We start from the raw sequence: 21,270 nt of genomic DNA on the forward strand, positions 1-21,270 counted from the left end.
CATTCACTCCATCTCTTCGCAAAGAGGCGTGAATCACAACATGCTGGTATTGCTCAACAACTTTCGGATCAGGTTCTCAGAAAATGCGACAATCTTGCCTGCTACCTAGAAAGCTACCTAGCGATGGAGAACAGCTTGAGCCACTTCTGAAGAAGCGGTTCAAGGCTTTGATATATAGAGGAAAAATGGTGGACGCACTTGGGCTCGAACCAAGGACCCGCTGATTAAGAGTCAGCTGCTCTACCAACTGAGCTATGCGTCCGTACCCGGCAAGGGGCCGCTTGGTGGCGGCGAGGGGAAGGCGATGGTGGTGGACGCACTAGGGCTCGAACCTAGGACCCGCTGATTAAGAGTCAGCTGCTCTACCAACTGAGCTATGCGTCCATGCCATCAGGCATTCCCGTTCGGGAGCCGCCCCAATAGCGATTTTATCGGCCCTGCCAAGCCCCAAATTTGCGTTTTTCAGGACAGGCTTCGTTGGCCTGACCGGCTCCAGCGCTCCACGGCCATGATCGATCCGATGCAGATCATGTTTGTCATCATGGAGGACCCGCCATGGCTCATCCAGGGCAAGGGAATACCGACCACCGGTGCGAGGCCCATGACCATCATCAGGTTGATACACATGTAGAAGAAGATCGTCATGGTCATGCCCGCTGCCAGCAGGCGCGAAAATCGATCCGGTGCCCGGTTGGCGACCTTCAGGCCCCAGCGGAAGATCAGGCCAAACACGATCAGCACGAAGAGGCCGCCCACCATGCCCCACTCTTCTGCCATCGTGGCAAACACGAAATCCGTGTGCGCTTCGGGCAGATAGTTCAGGTGGCTCTGCGATCCGTTGCCGAACCCCTTGCCAATGATCCCGCCCGAACCGATTGCGATTTTCGACTGCGTGATGTGGTATCCGGTGCCAAGCGGGTCGCTTTCCGGATCGAGGAACACCAGCACGCGATTACGTTGATAATCGTGCAGCAGAAAAAAGAAGGCGAGGGGCGCAGCGATCAGGCCAGCGGCACCCGCGCCAAGAAACCAACGCAACGGCAGGCCTGCAAGAAACATCACCATCACCGCGCCGAAACTGATCGCAAGGCCCGTGCCCAGATCGGGCTGCAGCATGACCAGACCTGCCGGAACGGCAAGCAGTATGACTGCGGGCACGAGTCCACGCCAGCCCTGGGTCTCGCCGATGGGAAGTACGGAGTAGAACCACGCCAGCACGAGCACGATGCCGGGCTTCATCAGTTCCGAAGGTTGCAGCGTCATAAAGCCGAGGTTCAACCAGCGCTGACTGCCACCACCGACGCCGCCGATCAACTCGACGAGGACCAGCAGCAGACATAGAACCACGTAAACCGGCATGGCCATGCGCCTGAACAATTCCTGTGGCAGACGGGCAATGACCATCGCCATCACCAGGAAAACCGCAAAGCGCAGCAAATGCGACATCGACCAGATTTCGAAGCGCCCACCCGCAGCCGAATCCAGCACCGCCGCACCAAAGGCAACCAGCGCGATAAGAGGAAGCAGGACGCTCCAAGGCTGTCTGGCTATCGCCGCCGGTACGTAGGCGCGCGGCATTATTGCACACCCGCGGATACGGAAGGCGCAGTATTCGGCGCAGTCGGTTGCAGGACGACAACGGGCGGCGGTTGTTCAGGTTCAGGCCGGGGCGCCGCAGCGTCAGTTTGTGCGGTTGCTGGTTCTTCCGCTGTCTTCCGGCCATCCTCTACCCGTTCGGTCAACGATTCGTCGTCCGGCACGGTCTTCGGGGCGGTCTCCCCATACTTGGCGGCAAAAGCGTTGTATCGTGAAGACATGCGCTGCTGCACGTTGCCGCCCCACTGCTTCTCGAACTCCTCGAGCACAGCCATAGCTTTGTCCGGAGCAAAGATGTAGGTCATGACATCGCGCGCGATCGGATAGGCGGCTGCCGAACCGCCGCCGTGTTCGATCACCACCGCGCAAGCGTATTTCGGCTTGTCGAACGGTGCGAAGCAGATGAAGTGCCCATGGTCGCGGTACTTCCAGGCCCCGCTCTTGCCGTTGGCAATGTTGAGACCGACCACTTGCGCGGTACCGGTCTTGCCGGCAAGCAGCACGTTGTCCACCGGCAACCGTGCCCTGCCGGCCGTGCCACGGCCATTGACCACCTCGCTCATGGCCGCATGAATGTAATCAAGGTGTTCCTGCGAGAAACCCATCGACTTCACAGGCGGAGCATTACGATCCAGCAGCAGTCGCGGCATGACTTCACGCCCTGATGCGATGCGCGAAGCCATGACAGCCTGCTGAAGCGGATTGACCAGCATGTACCCTTGGCCAATCGTTGCGTTCACGGTGTCGTAAAGGGCCCACTCCTTCTTGTATTTGCGAAGCTTCCACGCCGGATCGGGAACCGTGCCATAGGATTGGCCGGGGTAGGGCATCGGGAATTCCTGCCCAAGCCCCAGCCTGCGCGCCATCGCAGCGATCTTGTCCATCCCGATCTGCTGCGCGAAATGGTAGAAATACACGTCGCAGGACTGGTAAATTCCCTTGGCCATGTCGACCGTGCCGTGGCCGCGCCGGTTCCAGCAGTGGAACACGCGATTGCCAACACGCAGGCCGCCACCGCACCCAACGCTCGCATTGGGATCGAGCCCGGCCTCAAGGAACGATAGTGCCACCATCGGCTTGACGGTCGATCCCGGCGGATACAATCCTCGTAGCACCTTGTTGCGCAGCGGCACGTGGTCATCCTCGGACAGCATCTTCCACTCGACACGGCCAATGCCGTCGGAGAAGCTGTTGGGATCGAAGCTCGGCATCGATGCCATGGCAAGAATGTCGCCGGTCTCGCAGTCCATGACCACGACGGAGCCTGATTCCAGCCCGATGCGCCGGGCAGCATAGTCCTGAAGCCCCGCGTTGATCGTCAGGGCAATCGGTTTGCCCGGCACGTCTTCGCGAGTGCCGAGATCGCGAACGATACGCCCAGAGGCGGTCGCTTCGACACGGCGGGCTCCGGGCACCCCGCGCAGCCGAGCCTCGAAGTGCTTCTCCAGCCCGTCCTTGCCGATCTTGAAGCCGGGGGTGATCAGGAGTGGATTGCGCTCCTTCTCGTAGTCTTCGGCTGATGCCGCACCCACATAGCCCACAAGATGTCCTACCGACGCGCCGGCTGGATAGTACCGAGAATAGCCTCGTTGCGGGATGACGCCGGGCAGTTCCGGCAGACGGACCGAAATCGCTGCGAACTTGTCCCAGTCCAGACTCGAGGCGACTTCAACGGGCTGAAACCCCCGTGCCTTGTCGAGCTTGTCGCGGATATCGCGCACCTTGTCGGGGGCAAGTGACAGCAAGCCTGCCAAGGTGGCCATTGTCCTGTCCGGATCGTCGACCCGGTCAGGAATAAGATCGACGCGAAAATCAGCGCGATTTGCGGCAAGCGCCTTGCCAAATCGATCCAGCACCCAACCCCGGCGCGGTGGAATGAGCGTGAGGTTCACGCGGTTGCTCTCGGATGCGGCCTGGTACTTCTCGTTCTGCGCTACGGCAAGATAGCCAAGCCGCGTTGCTAAAAGCAGGCCCACGCCGCCCTGAAGCGCACCCAGCACGAAGCTGCGTCTCTCGAACCGATTGGTCAGGATCGCCGAGGTGACCGGCAGCCTTTGCCGCATGGTCAGATCCTCTTCAGCGGAAGCAGGCGGATACGGTCGAGCAGAGCCACCAGTCGCGTATTGACCGGATAGAGCACAACCGAAATCAGCAACTGCGGCACGATCACCGTGGGTAGGGGATAAGCCACCGCGAGCCCCGCCAGTGTGGATGTGAGGAAAAGATAGGCAGCAATCAGCGTGCTGGCTGCCAGCCAGTCCTGAACGAAGCCCCGCCACAGGAACTTTTCGTCGATCAGTTCCATGATGAGCATCGTCGCAGACCACAGAACGATGCCCGATCCGAACGGCATGCCCGAGTAAAGATCATCGAACAGTCCCAGCGGCAGGCCGGCCCATAGCGGCAACATGCCGGGGCGCATCATGCGCCAGGCAAGCAGCATCATGTAGGCGAATGGCGGCATCACCGGGGCAGAGGCTATCACCGGTGAGAAACTCGCCATCGATGCCAGCATGATCGTGGCCCATGGAAGACCGATTGCAAGGACTGGCCAAGGCTCGCGATTGATCCGCTTTCGCGCGATCTCTTCCGGCGTTCCGCGCAGCGGGCCGAGCATTACGGCTCCCCTGCGGCGGTTTTGGCGCCACGTTCCTCGATTGCCTCCATCTCTGTACGAGCTGCCGCGCTGTAGGCGGGCTCGACGATGACGAATTCGTTGTCCGCGGGATCTGCGGCGAGATGGCCGATGGCGCCGTCGCGATGCGGGTCAGTTGCCACCGCCACGGGGATGCCGGGCGGATAGAGCCCGCCTGATCCTGACGTTACGAACACATCGCCAGCCTTTACCGGATTGATGCCTTGGTTGATCAGGCGGATGTCTATGCGCCCGTTGGAGGCCCCTTGGACAAACGCCGTCAACCCATCGCGGGCCCGCTTTACGGGAACGACGTTCTCGGGATCTGTGACGAGCAGCACGCGTGCCGTGCCCGGACCTGCTTCCACAACGCGGCCGATCAGGCCCGACGCCGCCCGCACGGGAAGTCCTGGCCGGACACCGCTCGATGTTCCGGCATCGATGATCGCATAGCGCCGCGTACTGGCAGCGGTCGATCCGATCAGTCGCACAGTGGCGATCGGCTTGCGTTGCAGATCTACGATACCGAGCAGGGCCTTGAGCCTGCGGTTCTCATTCTGCAGCGATTGCATCGACACCGCGTTGGCACGTGCCGCCTCTACCTCCCGGCGAAGCTCGGCATTCTGGCGGCCGGCATTGAAGTAGGCTCCGATCGCAGCGAACACGCCTTGGCCGGTAGTCCGCCCGGTCGCGCCGGCCCGTCCGACCGGTCGGGCGACTTCGGCAGCCGCGCTTCGCGCAAAAGAGAATGCATCCGGATTTACGAGCGAAGTGATGAGCACGGCAACACCGGCCACGACGCCCAGAATGGCGACAACGTAGCCGGTGAAGATTCCGTACTGCGCCCTGCGCGAATAGCCCGGGCGCCGGTCCTGCGACCGCGCCATCCGTTCAACCCCTTCAATCCGACGCATGGAACCGCGCCGCGATGCAACCCGTGTGCCTCAGCAATACTCGAAATGCCTCAGGCGGTCATCAGCACGCCGCGGTAAATTTGGTCTTCCATGGCGCGACCAGTGCCGAGCGCCACGCACGACAGCGGATCTTCGGCGACGCTGACAGGCAGGCCGGTTTCCTCGCGCAGATGCTCGTCGAGACCGCGGATCAGCGCGCCACCACCGGTCAGCACGATGCCCTGGTCGACAATGTCGGCAGCAAGTTCAGGCGCCGTGTTTTCAAGCGCGATGCGTACGCCTTCAACGATCGCGCCGATCGGTTCGGACAGGGCTTCAGCAATGTTTGCTTGCGTGATCGTGATTTCCTTCGGCACCCCGTTGACCAGGTCACGTCCCTTGATGTGGATCGTCTCGCCGATGCCGTCGGCCGGGGCCGTGGCAATACCGTAGTCCTTCTTGATACGCTCCGCCGTGGCTTCACCGATCAGCAGGTTATGATGACGGCGGACATAGGAGACGATCGCTTCGTCCATCTTGTCACCACCCACGCGCACCGAGGTGGTGTAGGCAAGGCCGCGCAGCGAAAGGACGGCAACCTCGGTCGTACCGCCACCGATGTCGACCACCATTGAACCGACCGGTTCGGTGACCGGCATGTCGGCGCCGATCGCCGCAGCCATCGGTTCAAGAATGAGGTAGACCTGGCTGGCGCCCGCATTGCTGGCCGCGTCGCGAATGGCGCGGCGCTCGACGCTGGTGGAACCCGAGGGCACGCAGATTACGATTTCGGGATAGCGCAGGAGGCTCTTCGATCCGTGAACCTTGCGGATGAAGTGCTTGATCATTTCCTCGGCCACTTCGATATCGGCAATCACGCCGTCGCGAAGCGGGCGGATCGCCTCGATGTTGTCAGGTGTCTTGCCCATCATCATCTTGGCATCGTCGCCCACGGCCTTGACCCGCTTGATCCCGTTGATCGTCTCGATGGCGACGACGGAAGGTTCGTTCAGAACGATGCCGCGATCCTGCACATAAACCAGCGTGTTGGCCGTGCCGAGGTCGATCGCGATGTTCTGGGAACCGAACTTGAAGAATCGGGAAAAGATCGAAGCCATCTAAGAATCCGTGATAATCTGCGGTTTGGCGCACGGGCACGCGCCAGACCCCTCCAGAAAGTGCGCCCGGGAAGGCGGCTTCCTAGCAGGCGCTTGGCGCAAAGCCCATGGGTTTGTGCGGGATTGGACGGATAACTTCACCACTTGTCTCGAAATAAATCGGCTTCGGCGCTAGTCGTGTCAGGACCATGCGAGTCATCCGCCGCCTTCCCGAAACGCTCATCAACCGCATCGCCGCCGGAGAGGTGGTCGAGCGCCCTGCAAGCGCGCTCAAGGAGTTGGTTGAAAACGCCATCGACGCCGGCGCAAGCCACCTACACGTGCGCCTGTCCGAAGGTGGGCTGGCGATGATCGAGGTGTCGGACGACGGGTGCGGCATGCGGCCCGACGAGATCGAGCTCGCGCTCGAACGTCATGCCACGTCCAAGCTCCCAGACGAGGCGATCGAGATGGTCGAAACCCTCGGCTTCCGTGGAGAAGCCCTGCCATCAATCGCCTCCGTCGCTCGCATCACCATCGAATCCCGACCGCAAGGCACCGCCGATGGCTGGAAGCGCGTGGTCGATAACGGTGTTCTCGTGTCAGAAGGACCTGCTGCGCTTCCCCCGGGGACGCGCGTCCGGGTGGAACAACTGTTCGAGAAGATCCCCGCGCGCCGCAAGTTCCTGCGCAGCCCGCGTTCGGAATGGGCGGCCGCTTCCGACGTCGTTCGCCGCCTCGCCATGGCCCGGCCTGACATAGGCTTCACCCTGGAACATGATGGCCGCCGCGCGCTTCATGTGCAGGCCGGAGACACGCTCGAGGCGCGGGTCGCTCAGCTCGTTGCCCGTGAACTGGCCGGAAATTCCGTCGAGGTGGACCTCTACCGGGGTGATTATCACCTCACCGGGATAGCCGGATTGCCAACCTACAATCGCGGCGTTGCCGATCACCAATATCTCTTCGTGAATGGGCGCCCTGTGAAGGATCGCCTGCTGATCGGTGCGGTGCGTGGTGCCTATGCCGATATGCTGGCACGCGATCGCCATGCAGTCCTTGCCCTGTTCCTGCAGGTCCCGGCGAGCGAAGTTGACGTCAATGTCCATCCCGCCAAGTCCGAAGTCCGTTTCCGCGATCCGGCCCTCGTGCGCGGCATGGTTGTCTCTGGCCTGCGCCATGCGCTGTCCACAGGCGATCAGCGCAGTGCGCAAGCTCCTTCGGCAAGCGCAATGGCGGCTTGGCAGGCAGAGCCGATCGTGCCGTCACCCTCGCCCGGTGCGCAGGGAAGCATGTTCTCGCAGCAATGGCGCCCCGAGCCGCGCGTGAGCGAGGCTGGGCAAGCGTGGCGTGGCTACGAGCAATCCGTGCTGGCGCCGCCTCAGGCGCGAGCCGAAGTCGCCGTCGAACCGGTCACTGAATCTGCACGGCATCCCCTTGGCGTTGCCCGTGGACAGATCTCCAACACCTATATCGTTGCAGAAGCGGAAGACGGTCTCGTGATTGTCGATCAGCATGCGGCGCATGAACGTCTCGTCCTCGAACGGCTGCGTGCTGCCGGGGCAGGGCAGGGCACTGCGCCCGCTCAGGCGTTGCTGATCCCGGAAGTTGTCGAGCTTGAAGAAGTCGCGTGTGACCGGCTGGAAGAAGCGTCGCCCAAGCTTGCCGAGTTCGGTCTCGCGCTGGAGCGCTTCGGGCCTGGCGCGATGCTGGTACGATCCGTCCCTGCGGCCTTGGCCAAGGGGGATCCGGCACAACTCGTGGCGGATGTGGCAGATGACCTAGCGCACCATGGCGATGCCTTGCTCCTGGGAGAAAAGCTCGATCTCGTCCTGGCGACGATGGCCTGCCACGGTTCGGTGCGGGCAGGGCGGACATTGTCCGTCGTGGAGATGAATGCCCTCTTGCGCGAAATGGAAGTGACACCCCGCTCGGGGCAGTGCAACCATGGCCGTCCAACGTGGGTCAAGCTGGCCCATGCCGACATAGAAAAGCTGTTCGGGAGAAAGTGATGCTGCACGCCAAGGCGCAGATTGCCGTGTTGTCCGCCATGGTTCTCGGACTTTCCTCTTGTTCAGACAAGGAGCCAACCGACGCCGAAGCTGTCGCCGCAGTGGAGGCAGCGCAGGACGGCAAGCCACCGGTCAAGCCATTGGCGCTGCAGCCGATCCTCTACCCGGATATCAGCCAGAACAAGCTCCACGGCACCGGCTGTGCATTCGTCGCCGAAGGCGGCGGCCTTGGCGCAGTCCTGTTGGCGCAGGACAAGCGCGGAGTTATCAAATATGGCGACCACATCCAGGTTCTTGCGCCTGATGCGGGTTCTGCAAGGATGCCGAAGGGCAGCTTTTCGCGTTATACCGGCAAGGAAAATGCGGTCACATTGACGGCTGACGGCCCGGTCACACCCGTAGGCACGACCGAACAGTTCAAGGGCAGGATGATCGTGACCGACGCGTTCGAGCGCCCGGTCTATGAAGCGACTGGTGACGTTCAATGCAAGGCGATCTGACCCGTCAGGTAGCAGCCTTCTGGTCCCGTACGCGGATCAGTCCGATGGATTTCATGGTCATCACGACCACGCTGTCCTGATTATAGACGCGCACGTTCGAGCGGAAGCTCCCCATCTCCGGACGTGACGCGCTTCGCTTCTTGTCGACAATCTCCGTTTCGACCGAAAGCGTGTCACCTGGATAGACGGGCTTCAACCAGCGTATCTCGTCAAGCCCGGGTGACCCGAGCCCAGCCTGCTTTCGTTCCTTCAAATTCTCCACCAGCATCGCCATGGTCATCGCGCAAGTATGCCAGCCGCTGGCAGACAGCCGACCGAAATGGGTCTGCGCCGCCGCCTCGTCGCTCAGGTGGAACGGTTGCGGGTCGTACTTTGACGCAAAATCGATCACTTCCTCTCGGCTGACGGCATAGCTTCCGAACCGCTGGATCGCGCCAGGCTCGATATCTTCGAAGTACATCATTCGGTCAGGTTCGCTGCGTCTAGCCATAAAGTCAATCGCGCGATTAAATGCTGATTGCCCGCAAACCCTTGGCTGGCGGGGTAGGGTCCGGAATGATCCGGTACCGCGCAGTGATGATGCTGAACACGCCGAAGAGCAGAAGCCCTGCTGCCACGAACTGGAAGCCAGTCTCCATGTCTCGCAAATTGTTGATGGCTTTGCCCAGCGAGACGACCTCTTCGCTCTCGCCGAACCATGCGGTGCGGAGCAGTGACCACCCGATCAGGGCCATCACCACAGCCCGTGCAGCATGGCCGGCACGGCCGATCCAGCACGTGAAGCGAGGCGCTCGCGAAGAAATATGGCGCATGAAGCCCGCCGTAACGGCGCTGCGTGCCTGGAATATTGCTGCAATCAGGATAGCTACGCCAATAATCCCCAGAAGAGTGCTGCCAAAGGGGAAATCAAGCACACCACTAGCCATCTCGGCGGACGAATCTTCACCTGCACCACGGGCGCCGCTGGCTATCCGTGCGGCTGTCCAGGCAAGGCCCAGATGGATCATGGCGCTGGCGAGATAACCCACTCTCGATGCGCGCCCCTTCCAGGATGTGCCCTTGCGTTCGATATCGAACAGGGCTGCGGAAAGGCGATAGAGTGCGTAACCGACCAGACCTGCGGATGCGACATAAAGGACCACCGGTCCACCCGGAATGGCATTCAGGACGCGGAAGATGTCGCCGGCACCATCGTCAATGTCAGACTTTCCCGCAGTCAGGGCAAGGTATCCAAGCAGGACATAGACAAGGCCGCGTGCGGCAAATCCCACTCGCGCCAGCCACACCACTTTCTCCGACTTGTCGACCACCAGCGCGTTCCTCTTTCCAGTTCGGGCATGGAACGCGCCGGAGGCCAACCGGTGCCGGGCCGGTCAGTTCATTGTCGGCATGAAAAGCATCCACAGGGCCATGCCGACCATGACGACATTCTCGGTGAGTGACACAAAACCGAGCGGGACGCGCCCCGATCCACCCACGCAGGCACACTTGAGCTCGCGCTTCTGGACATAGACTGCGTAGAAGACCGAGATGCCGCCGATGGTGCCGATGAACAGGGCAATCGGGATGGATAGCCAAGGCAGTGCCCTCGCTGCCATCAACACGCCGGCCAAGGCCTCGCCGAATGGATAGAGATAGGCATAGGGAACCCAGCGCCTCGCGAGCAGGTCGTAGCCAAGGAACATGGTCGCAAACCGGTCGACGTCCTGCAGCTTGAGCATGGCCAGAAGCGCCATGGCGAAGGCGATGAACCATTCGATCGCCCTTCCAGTGAACGGCGTGCCAAACGTCGCAAAGCTTATCGCGAGCGCCAGCGCTCCGGCGATCGCGAAAACGGCCAGAACAGGAACGTAGCTCGTGGCATCAGGATCGGCGACTTTCAGGCCAAGGAAGCGCCGCGTATCGTCATGCCCGCCAATGCGTTGTCCGTTGATGAACACTTGCGGCGTAGTCTTGACGTCATGAGCCTGCTTGAAGGCATCGGTCTCTTCTCGGGTGCGGAGCCAGTGGTCTTCGACCTCATAGCCTTGGCGTTCGAGAAGATGTTTCACCTTCACGCCGTAAGGACAGATGTGCGTTGGCATGACCATGCGATGCAGCACGGCGGTTCGATTCGGGGTGTATGCTTTTGTCATGAAGCTGCCTATAACTTGCGTACCATGGTACGGAGTCAAGCGATATGGCGATGACGATTTCCGAACTCGCCAGAAGCGCAGCCGTCGGGGTCGAGACGGTGCGCTTCTATCAACGCAAAGGCCTGTTGGATGATCCCCGGCCAGCCCGCAGCGGAAGGGAGGGGCGCAGGCACTATGGCCCCGATGATTTGCGGCGTCTGCGCTTTGTGCGCAGCGCCCAAGGCGCCGGCTTCACTCTTTCGGAAATCGCCGAATTGCTCGCACTCGATGCCGGGCATGACCGACCGCGCGCCCGACAGATGGCAAAAGCACGTCTGGAGGCGATCGATCAGGAGATCGCGCGCCTTGAGACGGCGCGACAATCGCTTCGCAAGCTTGCCCGAGAATGTGCAAAAGGCGACGCCGGACCGTGTCCGATCATCGCCGCCTTCGAGAACTGAGGCTCAGACGTTGAACTTGAAGTGGAGGACGTCGCCGTCCTTCACCACGTATTCCTTGCCTTCCTGCCGCAGCTTGCCCGCATCGCGCGCTGCGCTTTCGCCTCCGAGGCTGACGAAATCGTCATAGGCGATGGTCTCGGCGCGAATGAAGCCGCGCTGCATGTCGGAGTGAATTTCACCCGCCGCTTCCGGAGCCTTTGCGCCAAGATGCACGGTCCAGGCGCGCGCCTCCTTTGGGCCGACGGTGAAGAAAGTGATGAGATGCAGCAGGTCATAACCGGCGCGGATCACGCGGGCGAGGCCGGTCTCATGCAGGCCCATTTCCTCAAGGAAAACCGAACGCTCCTCCGGATCCATGCCGACCAGTTCGGATTCGATCGCCGCCGAAACGATCACCGCATTGGCGCCCTCGGCCTTGGCCTTTGCGAACACGCGGGCCGAAAAGGCGTTGCCCTCCGCTGCGCTCTCTTCCTCGACGTTGCAGACATAAAGCACGGGCTTCGCGGTCAGCAACTGGGCCTGCCTGAACACGCGCGCTTCCTCGTCATCCTTCGGCTGGGTCAGGCGCGCAGGCTTGCCCTCGCGAAGCAGTTCCAGAGCCTGGCCAAGCACCGAGGCAATGACCTTCGATTCCTTGTCGCCCGCCTTGGCCTTCTTCTCGGCGGCCGGCACGCGCTTTTCCAGGCTCTCAAGGTCCGAGAGCATCAGCTCCGTTTCGACCGTTTCGGCGTCCGAGATCGGATCGACCTTGTTGTCGACATGCTGAATGTCATCGTTCTCGAAGCAGCGCAGCACATGGACGATGGCGTCAACTTCGCGGATGTTGCCGAGGAACTGGTTGCCAAGGCCTTCGCCTTTCGACGCGCCGCGGACGAGCCCGGCAATGTCGACGAAGCCAAGCTGGGTCGGGATGATCTTCTGGCTGCCCGCGATCTTGGCGAGAGTGTCGAGACGCGGGTCCGGGACGCCGACATTGCCGACATTCGGCTCGATCGTGCAGAACGGATAGTTCGCCGCCTGCGCCGCCTGTGTCTCGGTCAGCGCGTTGAACAGCGTCGACTTGCCGACGTTGGGAAGGCCGACGATCCCGCAACGAAAACCCATCTTCAAACTCCTTGGCTGGCCGCGCCTCTAGCCGGGCGTGCAGCATTTGGAAACCTTCACGGAAATTTCAGGGATTGAAGGCACTAAGTGCTTCATCCGTGGAGAGATTGCGATGAAGAAGCTGGCCTTCCTGACCTTGCCGCTGCTGCTGGCGGCTTGTACCGACAGCCCGCAGGAGCGCGCCGATCGGGCTCGCAAAGCTTTCGCTGCGCACGACTATCGCGCCGCTCAGGTGGATCTGGCCGCTGCGCTGGAGGCCAACCCGCAGGATCCCGCGCTGCTTGAACTCCATGCCCGCAATGCCCTTGCCATGGGAGACGGCATTGCCGCAGGTGCATCCCTGGCGAAGCTTCCCGAAGGTCGGCGACCGGCCGACTTCGCACAGCTTTCGGCAGAAGCGCTGCTGCTGCGTGGCCTGCCGGAAGATGCAATTTCGGCTTTGGGCACGGACACGTCAGCCGCGGCTCACCGCATCCGCGCTCTTGCCCTGCTTGCCAAGGACGATCGCGAAGGGGCCGCAAAGGCCTTTGCCGCTGGTGCTGCCGGGAGGGCCGATGCGCGCTTGCTGGCCGACTATGCGCGTTTCAGTCTCATGCGTGGTGATATAACGCAGGCCCGTATTCTGGCCGACCGGGCGAAGGCGGCAGACGCGGCGATGATCGATGCGCTGCTGGCCGATGCCGAAGTCGCGACCGCCGAAGGCCGCCTTGCCGAAGCCCTGTTGGCATACGATGCGGCGGCAAAGTCCTACCCTGGCAATCTGGCCGCCTTGGCCGGCAAGGCCGCCGTGCTCGGCGATCTCGGACGGACCAAGGAGATGGACAAGGTCCTTGAATCGCTTGCAGAAGTGAAGGGCGGGGGGCAGGTCGCCTATCTTCAGGCGCGTGCTGCCGCAGCGCGTGGCGATTGGGCTACCGTTCGAAGCGTCCTCCAGACAAACGAAGCGCAACTGACCGACAAGGATGAGGCGACGGTTCTCTATGCGCAGGCACTCGTAGCGTTGAAGCAGCCTGAGCAAGCTCGGGCCAAGCTCCAGCCTCTGCTTACCCGTAACCCCGGCAGTGCAACGCTCCGCCGCGAACTTGCCAGGGCGCAGCTCGCCGCTGGCGATGCGCGCGGTGCAGTCGAGACGATGCGCCCGTTCGCCGAGGTCCAGACAGCCGATGCCGAGGATCTGCGCCTTCTGGCAAAGGCTGCAGAGGCTTCGGGCGATCCCGAAGCGGCGAGGCTGGCAGAGAAGGCGAAATTCCCGTCAGCGCAGGCGCTGGCGGCTACGCTGGCTCAGGCCGACACGGCAATGAAGCAGTCCAACTGGGGCAATGCCATTGCCGCCTATGAGCGTTTGCTTGCCGTGACTGACGGAAAGAACCCGCTGGTTCTCAATAACATGGCCTATGCCCAGGGAATGGTTGGCAACAAGGCCAAGGCACTGGAATTTGCCGAGAATGCATACAAGGCCGCCCCGACAAACGCTTCGGTGCTTGATACGCTTGGCTGGCTTCTCGTCGAAAGCGGCAAGGACCGGTCGCGCGGCCTAACCTTGCTGCGCGAAGCTGCCGCCAAGGCCCCCGGCAATGCGACGATCGCAGGGCACTTGCGCAGCGCCGAAAAGGGCTGAGCGCAAGGAAAAAGGGAGCCCACGGGTGCAGGCTCCCTTCCTCGAATTTCCGGTTTGATCAGGCTGCGAGAGCCAGGCGACGCGGCGCAGTCTGACGGCGGCGCGCCAGGGCAAGGCCGACAAGACCGATACCGAACAGCCCGAGCATGCCCGGTTCCGGGACAGGCGTACCGCCAGTTGACCCGCCAGTGCTGCTGATCGTGCCCGAACCGCTGGCAGAGCTGATGCCCGGCACGCCGCTGATCGACTGGTAGCGCACATAGAAGTCGCTGAGCGTCAGCGAACTGACCGGCTGCGAAAAGCTCAGCGTGAACGAACCGGTGCCGGTTTCGCCAAGTGTCAGGCCGCCGCTTCCGCCTCCTGCACAGCTCCCGGTCTGGGCATCCTTGAAGCACACGTCCACGGTGCCAATGCCGTTCGGATAGTTTGAATTCAGCGTGGTGTACGAAAATGCACCGGTGCTCGTGGCCGACGAGATGGTGGGATCGGTGTTGAACGCAAAGCTTGAGATACGCGAATCCGTAACCGGCGCGGAGCTGGTGTTGGAAACGCTGTAGTCGAACGTGTAGTCATTGCCGGAAATGCCGGTCAGCTTGAACGTGGTCGAGCCGGTCAGCCCGCCGATAGACGTTCCGCCCGAGAAGCCGTCATAGTTCAGCGTGAAGCTGCTGCCGATATCGCCCGAGCCGAGCGTGACGGAATCGGCAAAGGCAGGTGCTGCTGCCATCATTGCTGCACTGGCAGCGAGGCCCGCGAGAACTTTTCTGAAGGTCATCGAAACTGCTCCCCTGAACCGAAAGTCGGTTAATTGTTAGGTAAGCAACCCCTGTGCCAATTACGGATTTCAGCCATTTGTAATGATTAATAATGTTGAGGTCGTAAGATTTCTCGACATGCTCGCAGACGAAGTTGCTCCGCTTTCACCAATGATTCAGGCGTACGTGGCATCCAGTGCCCATGACATCCCGTCTTGCACTAGCCCTTCTTCTTGCCCTGACAGGTTGTGGTGACGATGCCGCCGAGCGTGTTGCTCGCGCCGAGCGTGAAATTGCCGGGATGGAATTGGGCGCGGCCAAGGTCGACCTCACTGCAGCTCTGGCCGACGCGGGTGATGATCCGGCAATTCTTCGCATGCTTGCAGCGGTGCAGCTCCGGTTGGGCGATGGCGATGGTGCAGCCGCCACGGCTTCCCGGCTTGAACGCTCGGGCGGATCACAAGCCGAATTGGCGTTGATCCGTGCCGAGGCGGCCGTCCTGCGGGGCAACTCGGACCAGGCGCTGGCACTTCTGGGGCAGGATGCCTCGCCTGCTGCAGAGCGGGTCAGGGCCGCCGCGCTGTCCGCCAAGGGAGACACAGCGGGTGCCTTCGCAGCTCTGCAGCGGGGCGCAGCATCAGGAGGCGATCCGCTCCTCCTTCGCGACTACGCGCGGTTCCTCATAGCGGCGCAGGATCTCGATGCGGCATCAAGGCAGGTTGAAGCCCTGTCGCGACTTCCGGCCGGAAAATTCGACGCTGCGCTGATTGCCGCGGATATCGCAGTGAGGCGGGGGCAGTTCGCCGAAGCGCATGCAGTACTTGAGCAGATGGCCGCGAAGTACCCGCGCGTGCCTGACCCATGGCTGGCAAGGGCGAATGCCTTCGATCTCCAGGGCAAGCTTGACGATGCCTTGGCAATGACATCGCGGGCCGCAGCGGTCGCGCCAGATGATCCGCGCGTTCGGGATCTGCAGGTGCAATTTGCGTCGATGAAGGGCGAATGGGATAAGGTCCGATCGTTGTTGGCCAGGCAGGAGCGCGATCTTGATCCCCTGTCGGCAAATGGGCTCAGCTATGCCGAGGCGATGTTGCGGACCGGACATCCCGAGCAGGCTAGAGCCATGTTCCAAAGGGCGCTCACGCGCTCACCGAACAATCCGTTTGCGCGTATCATGTTGGCTGAAGCACAATTGGCGACCGGGGACTCCCTCTCCGCTTTCGGCACGGTAAAACCCCTTGCAGCCAGCCGGTTGGCTGGCCCGCGGGAGCTTGAGTTGGCGGTAAAGGCTGCCGACGCCGCGGGTCTGCCCGATGCAACGCCGTTGCGCGGGCGGCTGCGTGCCGCTCAGGCAGGACAGGCTCAATCACTGGCGGCCGAAGGCCAGGCCGCCCTGGCACGCGAAGACTGGAGCGCTGCGGCACAGGCCTATGCACAACTTGCGCAGTCAGGAGATGACCCTGAGGTCCTCAAGCGACTGGCGCTTGCGCTTAGCCATGCCGGGAAGGGCGAAGAGGCGATCAGGGCAGCCGACAAGGCTCGCGCACTGCGCCCCGAAGATCCTGATACGTTGTACATGGCCGGTCTGGTTCGCGCCCGGACGGGAACGGACCTGCCGACTGCAATCACCCTTCTCCGCAAGGCGAGCTCGGCCGAACCGACGAACGCGGTGTTTCGCAACACTCTGGCCCGCTATCAGGCGCAGACGGGCGCCTGATAGCGGGATTGCGTCAGGCGCGGGGCTTGGTCTTGCGTGAGCGTGCGAAGCCAATGCCGAGAAGCCCGAGAGCCATCATGCCCAGCATGCCCGGCTCCGGCACAGCCGTGCCGCCCGAAGTGGTCGTCGTGCCACCGGACGTCGTTGTCGTGCCGCCCGAAGTGGTGGTAGTGCCACCCGAAGTGGTCGTGGTGCCGCCCGAAGTGGTGGTCGTCCCACCTGAAGACGTAGTACCCCCGCAGAGCGACGAACCGCCGCTGTGTCCGCAGTTGCAGTAGTGCTTGTGAGTCAGCCACCAGGTTGCGTTGGCTGGCGAAGCAGCTGACAGGCCCGCAGTTGCTGCCATGGCGAGGAAGATCGAGCGAATGTTCATGTTAACCCCCGTTGGTTAATCTCAGTCTGCCCCTGGCTAAGCAAAACCGGTGCCAACTGTGAAATTACAGGGCGTTACGTGGTTAACCTTCGCCGACGCAAAGGGCGCTGTAAAGCAAGGCGACGAATAGTGTTTCCCGTTCGTTTCCAGAACGTCAGCCATTCTGCCGCAAGGCAACATCGTTCATGAAACGAACGTCATCTTTCGAAGCAAGCCAGCCCGCCTCTGAAGCGATTGCTCCCAGCATATCGATCAGGTCGTCCTGCTCTGCCTTGGCGAATGCGCCCAGGACATGGCCCGTGACACGATCCTTGTGGCCCGGATGCCCTATGCCAAGCCTGACACGCCGGAAATCGGCCCCAAGATGCTGATCGATCGAGCGCAGGCCATTGTGGCCGGCAGTACCGCCGACTTGCTTCACCTTTACCTTGAATGGCGCGAGGTCGAGCTCATCATGAAAGACCGTCAGCGCGTCCATGCCCAGCTTGTAGAAGCGCATCGCTTCGCCGACGGAACGCCCACTCTCGTTCATGAAAGTCGCAGGCTTGAGCAGCAGGACCTTCTGATTGCCGATCCGGCCTTCCTGCAGCCAGCCTTGGAACTTCTTCTGCACTGGCCCGAAGTTGTGGACCTCGGCAATCGTGTCGAGCGCCATGAAGCCGACGTTGTGCCTGTGAAGCGCATATTGCGGTCCGGGATTTCCGAGGCCGACCCAGAGTTGCATGTGCGGAAAGTCCTTGGTTGCGAGGCCCTGCGCCTTGCCAGATAACACGGTGCAAAAAAAGAACCCCTCCCGCACATAGCGGAAGGGGTGTCTTGTAAGCGCGCCTGCCTGAGCAGGGCCAAGTCGGGCTATCAGCCTTCCTTGGTGGTGTCGCCTTCTTCGCTCTTCAGCGAGGAGGGGGCCACGATCGTCGCGATGGTGAAGTCGCGGTCCGAGATCGCGGGCTTCACGCCTGCGGGCAGGGTGACGGCGCTGATGTGGATCGAATCGCCGACTTCGTAGCCGGCAACGTCGACGATGATGTCGTCGGGGATCGCGTCAGGCTGGCAGATCAGCTCGAGTTCATGACGAACGATGTTGAGGATGCCGCCCTTCTTGAGGCCCGGCGACTTCTCTTCGTTGATGAAGGCCACCGGCACGTCGACGTGGACGACCGAGTCCTTCGAAACGCGCAGGAAGTCTGCGTGCTGCGGACGGTCGGTCACCGGGTGGAAGGCGACGTCCTTGGGCAGGGTGCGGATGGTCTGGCCACCGACAGTGAGCTCGACGACCGAGTTGAAGAAGTGGCCGGTGCCCAGCGCCTTGTTCAGCGCCTTTTCTTCAAGGTGGATCGCGATGGGTTCTTCGTTGCCGCCATAGATCACGGCGGGGGTGCGGCCTTCGCGACGCAGTGCACGGGAGGCTCCCTTGCCTGCCCGATCGCGCGTCTCGGCCGACAGCGTAAGCGTCTCGCTCATGTGTCAGTACCTTCAGCTAAGTTAAATCACGCTTCCTCCGCCACGCCTCCAGGGATGACCATGACAGGGAAGCGGCGGCCCTTAGCGGGTTTGCCGGGAAATGCAAGAAATCAGTGGGCGCTCTCAAGGCACTCGCTTGATTGTCCACCCCCGCGCCATCATCAGGCGCTGCAGGCTGTCGGACCCTGCCAGATGCGCGGCGCCCACGGCCACGAACGGTTTCGCGCCCTGCTTCAGCATCGCGTCCAGCTGATCCGCCCAAGCCCGGTTCCGGTCCGTCAGTAGCGCTTGATGCAGCCCAGCATCGGCCAGAAACCCCTCGTTCGCCTCACGCGCTATGCCAAGGTCATCGCCCTTGAGCCAGAGCGCGACCATGTCGGCCTCTTCATCCTTGTCGCTCGCGGCCTCCACCGTCACTTCCTGCAGCAGCACCTGTTGCTGGCGCGCAGGGAGGGCGTCGAACACGCCGAACTGGCTGTGGATCGTCTCGAACCCCGCGACCGGCTTGCCCACTGCCAGCTTGCGCAGGGCAGGCTCTGCCCCGCTGTCAGGATCGGCTCCCGCCTTCTGCCCGGCAATTGCCGCAAGCTGCAGCGCCACTGCCCAGCTTTCGGTATCGGCAAAGTCCGCATCGGAAAGACCGAGCTTGCGATAGACCTCGGCCAGCTTGGCTCGATAGGCAGGCGCAAGCCGCTGCGAGGGCGGCGGCAGGCCCTCGGTCCCGGCCAGTTCCGCCAGGGCCTCCCCCGCCACCTTCTGGTTCAGCGGCTCGGCGATCTCCAGCACCAGGCGGTCTGCCTGCGCCAAAGCCTCACCAATGGCGGGCCGCAACCACTGCGTATCAGGCGGCAGTGCATGGACGGTGCCGAACATGTAGCCGCGCACCGCCCCGGTCCTGTCCTCGATCTGCCATAGCGCCACGCGCGTATCCGGCAGCGGCGCAGGTTTCCCGCGCTCCAGCCAAGCCATGGCCATGCCCAGCAGCAATGCCGGGACCACGGCCCACAACAGGCGCGGCAGGAAGCGAGTCAGCTGCTTCATTGCACCCGCGTCGCCGTCAGACCCTGGGCCTTGAGCATATCCTGCACGCTCTTCACGCCGGCCAGATGCCCTGCGCCCACCGCGATGAACACCGTGCCGGGCTGGTCGAGCCGCCGGGCGATCCAAGCAGCCCAGTTGCGGTTGCGCTGGTAGAGCAGTGTCTCGGCCAGTTCCGGATCGTCCATGTTCTCGTTGATCAGCTTGCCGAGCCCATCCGGATCGCCCGAACCCCATTCATCAGTCATCGTGCCGATGATGGCAAAGCTCTTGTCGAAATCCCGCACCGCTTCACCAAGGAACTTGAGCTGCGCCTCGCGCGGCAACTGGTCGAACAGGCCCAGCTGGTATTCGACCGTCTCCAGTGCGCCGAGCTTCTTGCCCTTGGCCAAAGCGGCCTTGCGCAGGACTGCTTCCACGCCGCTGTCGGCCCCATATCCGGCCATGGCATAGGGCATGACGCCCAAGGTGATTCCGGCCAGCCAAGGTTCGAGCGGATCGAACGCCTCCGCCGGAATCTTGAGCTTCGCCAGCAGCGCCTCATAAGCTACGCGATCTGCATCAGGCATCAGCGAACGCAGCGTCTCGCCCTTGAGCAGGCCGACAGCCATCACCGTTTTCTGCTGCTCTGCCGCCGGCACTTCCGGAATCTCGGTAATGAGTTCGGCTGACCCGTTGAGCGCCTGTCCCACTGGCCCGTCAAGCCAGACAAGACCCTTTGGCAACGCATGGATCGTGCCGAACAGGTAGATCGTCGTGTCGGCGTCCGCCACCTTCCACAGCGCAGGCTTCAACTGCCTCGGCGCGGGTGCCTCCGCAGCAGGCTTGGCAGCAGGCGCCTCGGCGTGGACCGCTCCGGCAAAGGCGAAGACGGCCAGGGCAACCGTGGCGGCGAATGTACGATAGGCGCGTTTCATCATCAGGCTCCTTGTGCCCGCAAACAGGTTGCAGGGGAATGAAGGTTTGAAGGGGTGGCGTCAGAGGTGGCGCTGGCGGAACCAGACCACGCCCCATACCGCCATCGTGGCAAGGTAGACCGTCATGCCGTCAACTGCCGGCAGAAACCCGCCGCGATGGCCCAGCCACCAGATCGGCGCCACTGCGCTATAGAAGTAGAGCCCGACCAAGGCCCCGGTACGGTAGGATTGCTCTTCGTGCTCGTCGATATTGCGATGCCAGAACCACGTGACGGGTGTGATGACGAGCACGATGACCGCGATAAGTGCGGCGGCAACGCCTGCGGGAAGGGGGGCATTGGCCACGTCGAACGGCTGTCCCGGTGCGTCGCCGGCAATACTCATCCACGCCCCCATGACGAGGCCGAGTCCGCCTGCGACCACAGCGCTGATCGTGGCGCGGCGGGCACGGGGCGAAAGCGGACCGTTCTCGCGCTAGTAACGGCGCGCGCTGACCCATGCGAACCATAATGCGGCGAGCGTCAGGGCAGCAAACACGCCCATGATGACCCATCCGATCGGCTTGACCTGTTCTTCCTTGCCAAGCGCACCAATAAGGCCCGCCGCAGCGCCGGAGAAGAACACCGCCGCCATCGTCGCGCCAAACATGTGCAAGGCAAGCTTGCCGAGGCTCATGGCGGGCTGGTCGTCAGTCATGTTGGAAACCATCATCGAAGATCTCCTCGATACGAAGCTGGAACAGGCGCGCGATGCGAAAGGCGAGGGGAAGCGAAGGATCGTGCTTGCCCGTCTCGATCGCGTTCACCGCTTGGCGGGACACGTCGAGTTTCAGGGCAAGATCGGCCTGGCTCCACTGTCGCTCGGCGCGCAAAACTCTCAATCGGTTGTTCATGTCATGCGGACCTGTCCATATGTCAGGTTATGCTGACAATATGTCGCGATTTTCTGACTATGTCAAGAATACCTGACATGGTGGCGAAAA

Annotated in this window: 23 protein-coding genes and 2 tRNA genes; 5 read left to right on the forward strand and 20 right to left on the reverse strand. The window is 62.2% G+C overall.

The window, feature by feature from the left end; all coding sequences use genetic code 11:
• Positions 1-186 precede the first annotated feature (186 nt).
• From AC1Q5P_RS00005 to AC1Q5P_RS00035, 7 genes are all read right to left on the reverse strand, one after another.
• Positions 187-262: transfer RNA gene (locus AC1Q5P_RS00005), tRNA-Lys, on the reverse strand.
• A 46-nt stretch (positions 263-308) separates the two neighbouring features.
• A tRNA-Lys gene (locus AC1Q5P_RS00010) sits at positions 309-384 on the reverse strand.
• A 78-nt stretch (positions 385-462) separates the two neighbouring features.
• Positions 463-1,578: a rod shape-determining protein RodA gene (rodA, locus tag AC1Q5P_RS00015; protein ID WP_039331216.1), complete on the reverse strand. Its 1,116-nt coding sequence runs from the start codon at positions 1,576-1,578 to the stop codon at positions 463-465.
• Positions 1,578-3,659 (reverse strand): penicillin-binding protein 2, encoded by a 2,082-nt coding sequence (mrdA, locus tag AC1Q5P_RS00020; RefSeq protein ID WP_492517814.1) that lies wholly within the window; start codon positions 3,657-3,659, stop codon positions 1,578-1,580. Before mrdA ends, rodA begins: the two co-directional genes overlap by 1 nt.
• A 2-nt stretch (positions 3,660-3,661) precedes the next feature.
• Entirely contained in the window at positions 3,662-4,213 is a 552-nt protein-coding gene (locus tag AC1Q5P_RS00025; protein ID WP_492517815.1) for a rod shape-determining protein MreD, read from the reverse strand.
• The gene (gene mreC, locus AC1Q5P_RS00030; protein ID WP_492517816.1) at positions 4,213-5,118 is read right to left on the reverse strand and encodes a rod shape-determining protein MreC; all 906 of its coding nucleotides are present in this window, start codon (positions 5,116-5,118) and stop codon (positions 4,213-4,215) included. Before mreC ends, AC1Q5P_RS00025 begins: the two co-directional genes overlap by 1 nt.
• Positions 5,119-5,195: 77 nt before the next feature.
• Positions 5,196-6,242, reverse strand: coding sequence for a rod shape-determining protein (locus tag AC1Q5P_RS00035; RefSeq protein ID WP_039331208.1), 1,047 nt, complete (start codon positions 6,240-6,242; stop codon positions 5,196-5,198).
• Positions 6,243-6,430: 188 nt separating this feature from the next.
• Between AC1Q5P_RS00035 and mutL the strand changes: the two genes are divergently transcribed.
• The gene (mutL, locus tag AC1Q5P_RS00040) at positions 6,431-8,230 is read left to right on the forward strand and encodes a DNA mismatch repair endonuclease MutL (protein ID WP_492517817.1); all 1,800 of its coding nucleotides are present in this window, start codon (positions 6,431-6,433) and stop codon (positions 8,228-8,230) included.
• Complete coding sequence (locus AC1Q5P_RS00045) at positions 8,230-8,730, forward strand: hypothetical protein (RefSeq protein ID WP_492517818.1); 501 nt, start codon at positions 8,230-8,232, stop codon at positions 8,728-8,730. The genes mutL and AC1Q5P_RS00045 overlap by 1 nt, the downstream gene beginning before the upstream one ends.
• Positions 8,731-8,734: 4 nt before the next feature.
• On the opposite strand, the gene AC1Q5P_RS00050 is transcribed toward AC1Q5P_RS00045, so the two are convergent.
• The 3 genes from AC1Q5P_RS00050 to AC1Q5P_RS00060 form a co-directional block, all read right to left on the reverse strand.
• The gene (locus AC1Q5P_RS00050) at positions 8,735-9,193 is read right to left on the reverse strand and encodes a MaoC family dehydratase (protein WP_492517819.1); all 459 of its coding nucleotides are present in this window, start codon (positions 9,191-9,193) and stop codon (positions 8,735-8,737) included.
• 43 nt (positions 9,194-9,236) lie between these two features.
• Complete coding sequence (locus tag AC1Q5P_RS00055) at positions 9,237-10,040, reverse strand: DUF1206 domain-containing protein (protein ID WP_492517820.1); 804 nt, start codon at positions 10,038-10,040, stop codon at positions 9,237-9,239.
• A 63-nt stretch (positions 10,041-10,103) separates the two neighbouring features.
• Positions 10,104-10,865: a MauE/DoxX family redox-associated membrane protein gene (locus tag AC1Q5P_RS00060; RefSeq protein ID WP_039331197.1), complete on the reverse strand. Its 762-nt coding sequence runs from the start codon at positions 10,863-10,865 to the stop codon at positions 10,104-10,106.
• Positions 10,866-10,909: 44 nt separating this feature from the next.
• Here AC1Q5P_RS00060 and AC1Q5P_RS00065 point away from each other — a divergent pair, with 44 nt between their 5' ends.
• Positions 10,910-11,305, forward strand: coding sequence for a MerR family transcriptional regulator (locus AC1Q5P_RS00065; RefSeq protein WP_039331195.1), 396 nt, complete (start codon positions 10,910-10,912; stop codon positions 11,303-11,305).
• A gap of 3 nt (positions 11,306-11,308) precedes the next feature.
• Here the strand turns inward: AC1Q5P_RS00065 and ychF are convergent, their stop codons facing one another.
• Complete coding sequence (ychF, locus tag AC1Q5P_RS00070) at positions 11,309-12,409, reverse strand: redox-regulated ATPase YchF (protein WP_039331193.1); 1,101 nt, start codon at positions 12,407-12,409, stop codon at positions 11,309-11,311.
• A 112-nt stretch (positions 12,410-12,521) separates the two neighbouring features.
• Between ychF and AC1Q5P_RS00075 the strand changes: the two genes are divergently transcribed.
• Complete coding sequence (locus AC1Q5P_RS00075; RefSeq protein ID WP_492517821.1) at positions 12,522-14,027, forward strand: tetratricopeptide repeat protein; 1,506 nt, start codon at positions 12,522-12,524, stop codon at positions 14,025-14,027.
• Positions 14,028-14,085: 58 nt separating this feature from the next.
• Here the strand turns inward: AC1Q5P_RS00075 and AC1Q5P_RS00080 are convergent, their stop codons facing one another.
• Positions 14,086-14,802, reverse strand: coding sequence for a cistern family PEP-CTERM protein (locus AC1Q5P_RS00080; protein ID WP_039331189.1), 717 nt, complete (start codon positions 14,800-14,802; stop codon positions 14,086-14,088).
• A 182-nt stretch (positions 14,803-14,984) separates the two neighbouring features.
• Between AC1Q5P_RS00080 and AC1Q5P_RS00085 the strand changes: the two genes are divergently transcribed.
• Complete coding sequence (locus tag AC1Q5P_RS00085) at positions 14,985-16,499, forward strand: tetratricopeptide repeat protein (RefSeq protein WP_492517822.1); 1,515 nt, start codon at positions 14,985-14,987, stop codon at positions 16,497-16,499.
• Between the two features lie 13 nt (positions 16,500-16,512).
• Here the strand turns inward: AC1Q5P_RS00085 and AC1Q5P_RS00090 are convergent, their stop codons facing one another.
• From AC1Q5P_RS00090 to AC1Q5P_RS00125, 8 genes are all read right to left on the reverse strand, one after another.
• Entirely contained in the window at positions 16,513-16,872 is a 360-nt protein-coding gene (locus AC1Q5P_RS00090) for a PEP-CTERM sorting domain-containing protein (RefSeq protein ID WP_427464993.1), read from the reverse strand.
• 154 nt (positions 16,873-17,026) lie between these two features.
• Positions 17,027-17,596, reverse strand: coding sequence for an aminoacyl-tRNA hydrolase (gene pth / locus AC1Q5P_RS00095; protein WP_492517991.1), 570 nt, complete (start codon positions 17,594-17,596; stop codon positions 17,027-17,029).
• A gap of 131 nt (positions 17,597-17,727) precedes the next feature.
• Positions 17,728-18,333, reverse strand: coding sequence for a 50S ribosomal protein L25/general stress protein Ctc (locus AC1Q5P_RS00100; protein ID WP_039331184.1), 606 nt, complete (start codon positions 18,331-18,333; stop codon positions 17,728-17,730).
• 123 nt (positions 18,334-18,456) lie between these two features.
• On the reverse strand, positions 18,457-19,374 hold the full coding sequence (locus tag AC1Q5P_RS00105) for a TraB/GumN family protein (RefSeq protein WP_492517823.1): 918 nt from the start codon (positions 19,372-19,374) through the stop codon (positions 18,457-18,459).
• The gene (locus AC1Q5P_RS00110) at positions 19,371-20,288 is read right to left on the reverse strand and encodes a TraB/GumN family protein (RefSeq protein WP_492517824.1); all 918 of its coding nucleotides are present in this window, start codon (positions 20,286-20,288) and stop codon (positions 19,371-19,373) included. Before AC1Q5P_RS00110 ends, AC1Q5P_RS00105 begins: the two co-directional genes overlap by 4 nt.
• Before the next feature lie 60 nt (positions 20,289-20,348).
• The gene (locus AC1Q5P_RS00115) at positions 20,349-20,672 is read right to left on the reverse strand and encodes a hypothetical protein (protein WP_492517825.1); all 324 of its coding nucleotides are present in this window, start codon (positions 20,670-20,672) and stop codon (positions 20,349-20,351) included.
• 90 nt (positions 20,673-20,762) lie between these two features.
• Positions 20,763-20,999, reverse strand: coding sequence for a hypothetical protein (locus AC1Q5P_RS00120; RefSeq protein ID WP_492517826.1), 237 nt, complete (start codon positions 20,997-20,999; stop codon positions 20,763-20,765).
• Positions 20,977-21,180: a helix-turn-helix transcriptional regulator gene (locus AC1Q5P_RS00125; protein ID WP_039331181.1), complete on the reverse strand. Its 204-nt coding sequence runs from the start codon at positions 21,178-21,180 to the stop codon at positions 20,977-20,979. The genes AC1Q5P_RS00120 and AC1Q5P_RS00125 overlap by 23 nt, the downstream gene beginning before the upstream one ends.
• Between the last annotated feature and the right edge of the window lie 90 nt (positions 21,181-21,270).

The sequence above is a fragment of the Novosphingobium sp. GW835-FHT14H07 genome (genome assembly GCF_058793515.1).

Bases quoted from the DNA above. Each gene is read 5' to 3' on its own strand.
- AC1Q5P_RS00050 (WP_492517819.1), bottom strand. From the start codon at position 9,193: ATGATGTACTTCGAAGATATCGAGCCTGGCGCGATCCAGCGGTTCGGA.
- AC1Q5P_RS00035 (WP_039331208.1), bottom strand. From the start codon at position 6,242: ATGGCTTCGATCTTTTCCCGATTCTTCAAGTTCGGTTCCCAGAACATC.
- AC1Q5P_RS00125 (WP_039331181.1), bottom strand. From the start codon at position 21,180: ATGAACAACCGATTGAGAGTTTTGCGCGCCGAGCGACAGTGGAGCCAG.
- ychF (WP_039331193.1), bottom strand. From the start codon at position 12,409: ATGGGTTTTCGTTGCGGGATCGTCGGCCTTCCCAACGTCGGCAAGTCG.
- AC1Q5P_RS00110 (WP_492517824.1), bottom strand. From the start codon at position 20,288: ATGAAACGCGCCTATCGTACATTCGCCGCCACGGTTGCCCTGGCCGTC.
- rodA (WP_039331216.1), bottom strand. From the start codon at position 1,578: ATGCCGCGCGCCTACGTACCGGCGGCGATAGCCAGACAGCCTTGGAGC.
- AC1Q5P_RS00065 (WP_039331195.1), top strand. From the start codon at position 10,910: ATGGCGATGACGATTTCCGAACTCGCCAGAAGCGCAGCCGTCGGGGTC.
- AC1Q5P_RS00025 (WP_492517815.1), bottom strand. From the start codon at position 4,213: ATGCTCGGCCCGCTGCGCGGAACGCCGGAAGAGATCGCGCGAAAGCGG.
- mrdA (WP_492517814.1), bottom strand. From the start codon at position 3,659: ATGCGGCAAAGGCTGCCGGTCACCTCGGCGATCCTGACCAATCGGTTC.
- AC1Q5P_RS00060 (WP_039331197.1), bottom strand. From the start codon at position 10,865: ATGACAAAAGCATACACCCCGAATCGAACCGCCGTGCTGCATCGCATG.
- mutL (WP_492517817.1), top strand. From the start codon at position 6,431: ATGCGAGTCATCCGCCGCCTTCCCGAAACGCTCATCAACCGCATCGCC.
- AC1Q5P_RS00045 (WP_492517818.1), top strand. From the start codon at position 8,230: ATGCTGCACGCCAAGGCGCAGATTGCCGTGTTGTCCGCCATGGTTCTC.
- AC1Q5P_RS00090 (WP_427464993.1), bottom strand. From the start codon at position 16,872: ATGAACATTCGCTCGATCTTCCTCGCCATGGCAGCAACTGCGGGCCTG.
- AC1Q5P_RS00120 (WP_492517826.1), bottom strand. From the start codon at position 20,999: ATGATGGTTTCCAACATGACTGACGACCAGCCCGCCATGAGCCTCGGC.
- AC1Q5P_RS00080 (WP_039331189.1), bottom strand. From the start codon at position 14,802: ATGACCTTCAGAAAAGTTCTCGCGGGCCTCGCTGCCAGTGCAGCAATG.
- pth (WP_492517991.1), bottom strand. From the start codon at position 17,596: ATGCAACTCTGGGTCGGCCTCGGAAATCCCGGACCGCAATATGCGCTT.
- AC1Q5P_RS00100 (WP_039331184.1), bottom strand. From the start codon at position 18,333: ATGAGCGAGACGCTTACGCTGTCGGCCGAGACGCGCGATCGGGCAGGC.
- AC1Q5P_RS00105 (WP_492517823.1), bottom strand. From the start codon at position 19,374: ATGAAGCAGCTGACTCGCTTCCTGCCGCGCCTGTTGTGGGCCGTGGTC.
- AC1Q5P_RS00085 (WP_492517822.1), top strand. From the start codon at position 14,985: ATGACATCCCGTCTTGCACTAGCCCTTCTTCTTGCCCTGACAGGTTGT.
- mreC (WP_492517816.1), bottom strand. From the start codon at position 5,118: ATGGCGCGGTCGCAGGACCGGCGCCCGGGCTATTCGCGCAGGGCGCAG.
- AC1Q5P_RS00115 (WP_492517825.1), bottom strand. From the start codon at position 20,672: ATGAGTATTGCCGGCGACGCACCGGGACAGCCGTTCGACGTGGCCAAT.
- AC1Q5P_RS00075 (WP_492517821.1), top strand. From the start codon at position 12,522: ATGAAGAAGCTGGCCTTCCTGACCTTGCCGCTGCTGCTGGCGGCTTGT.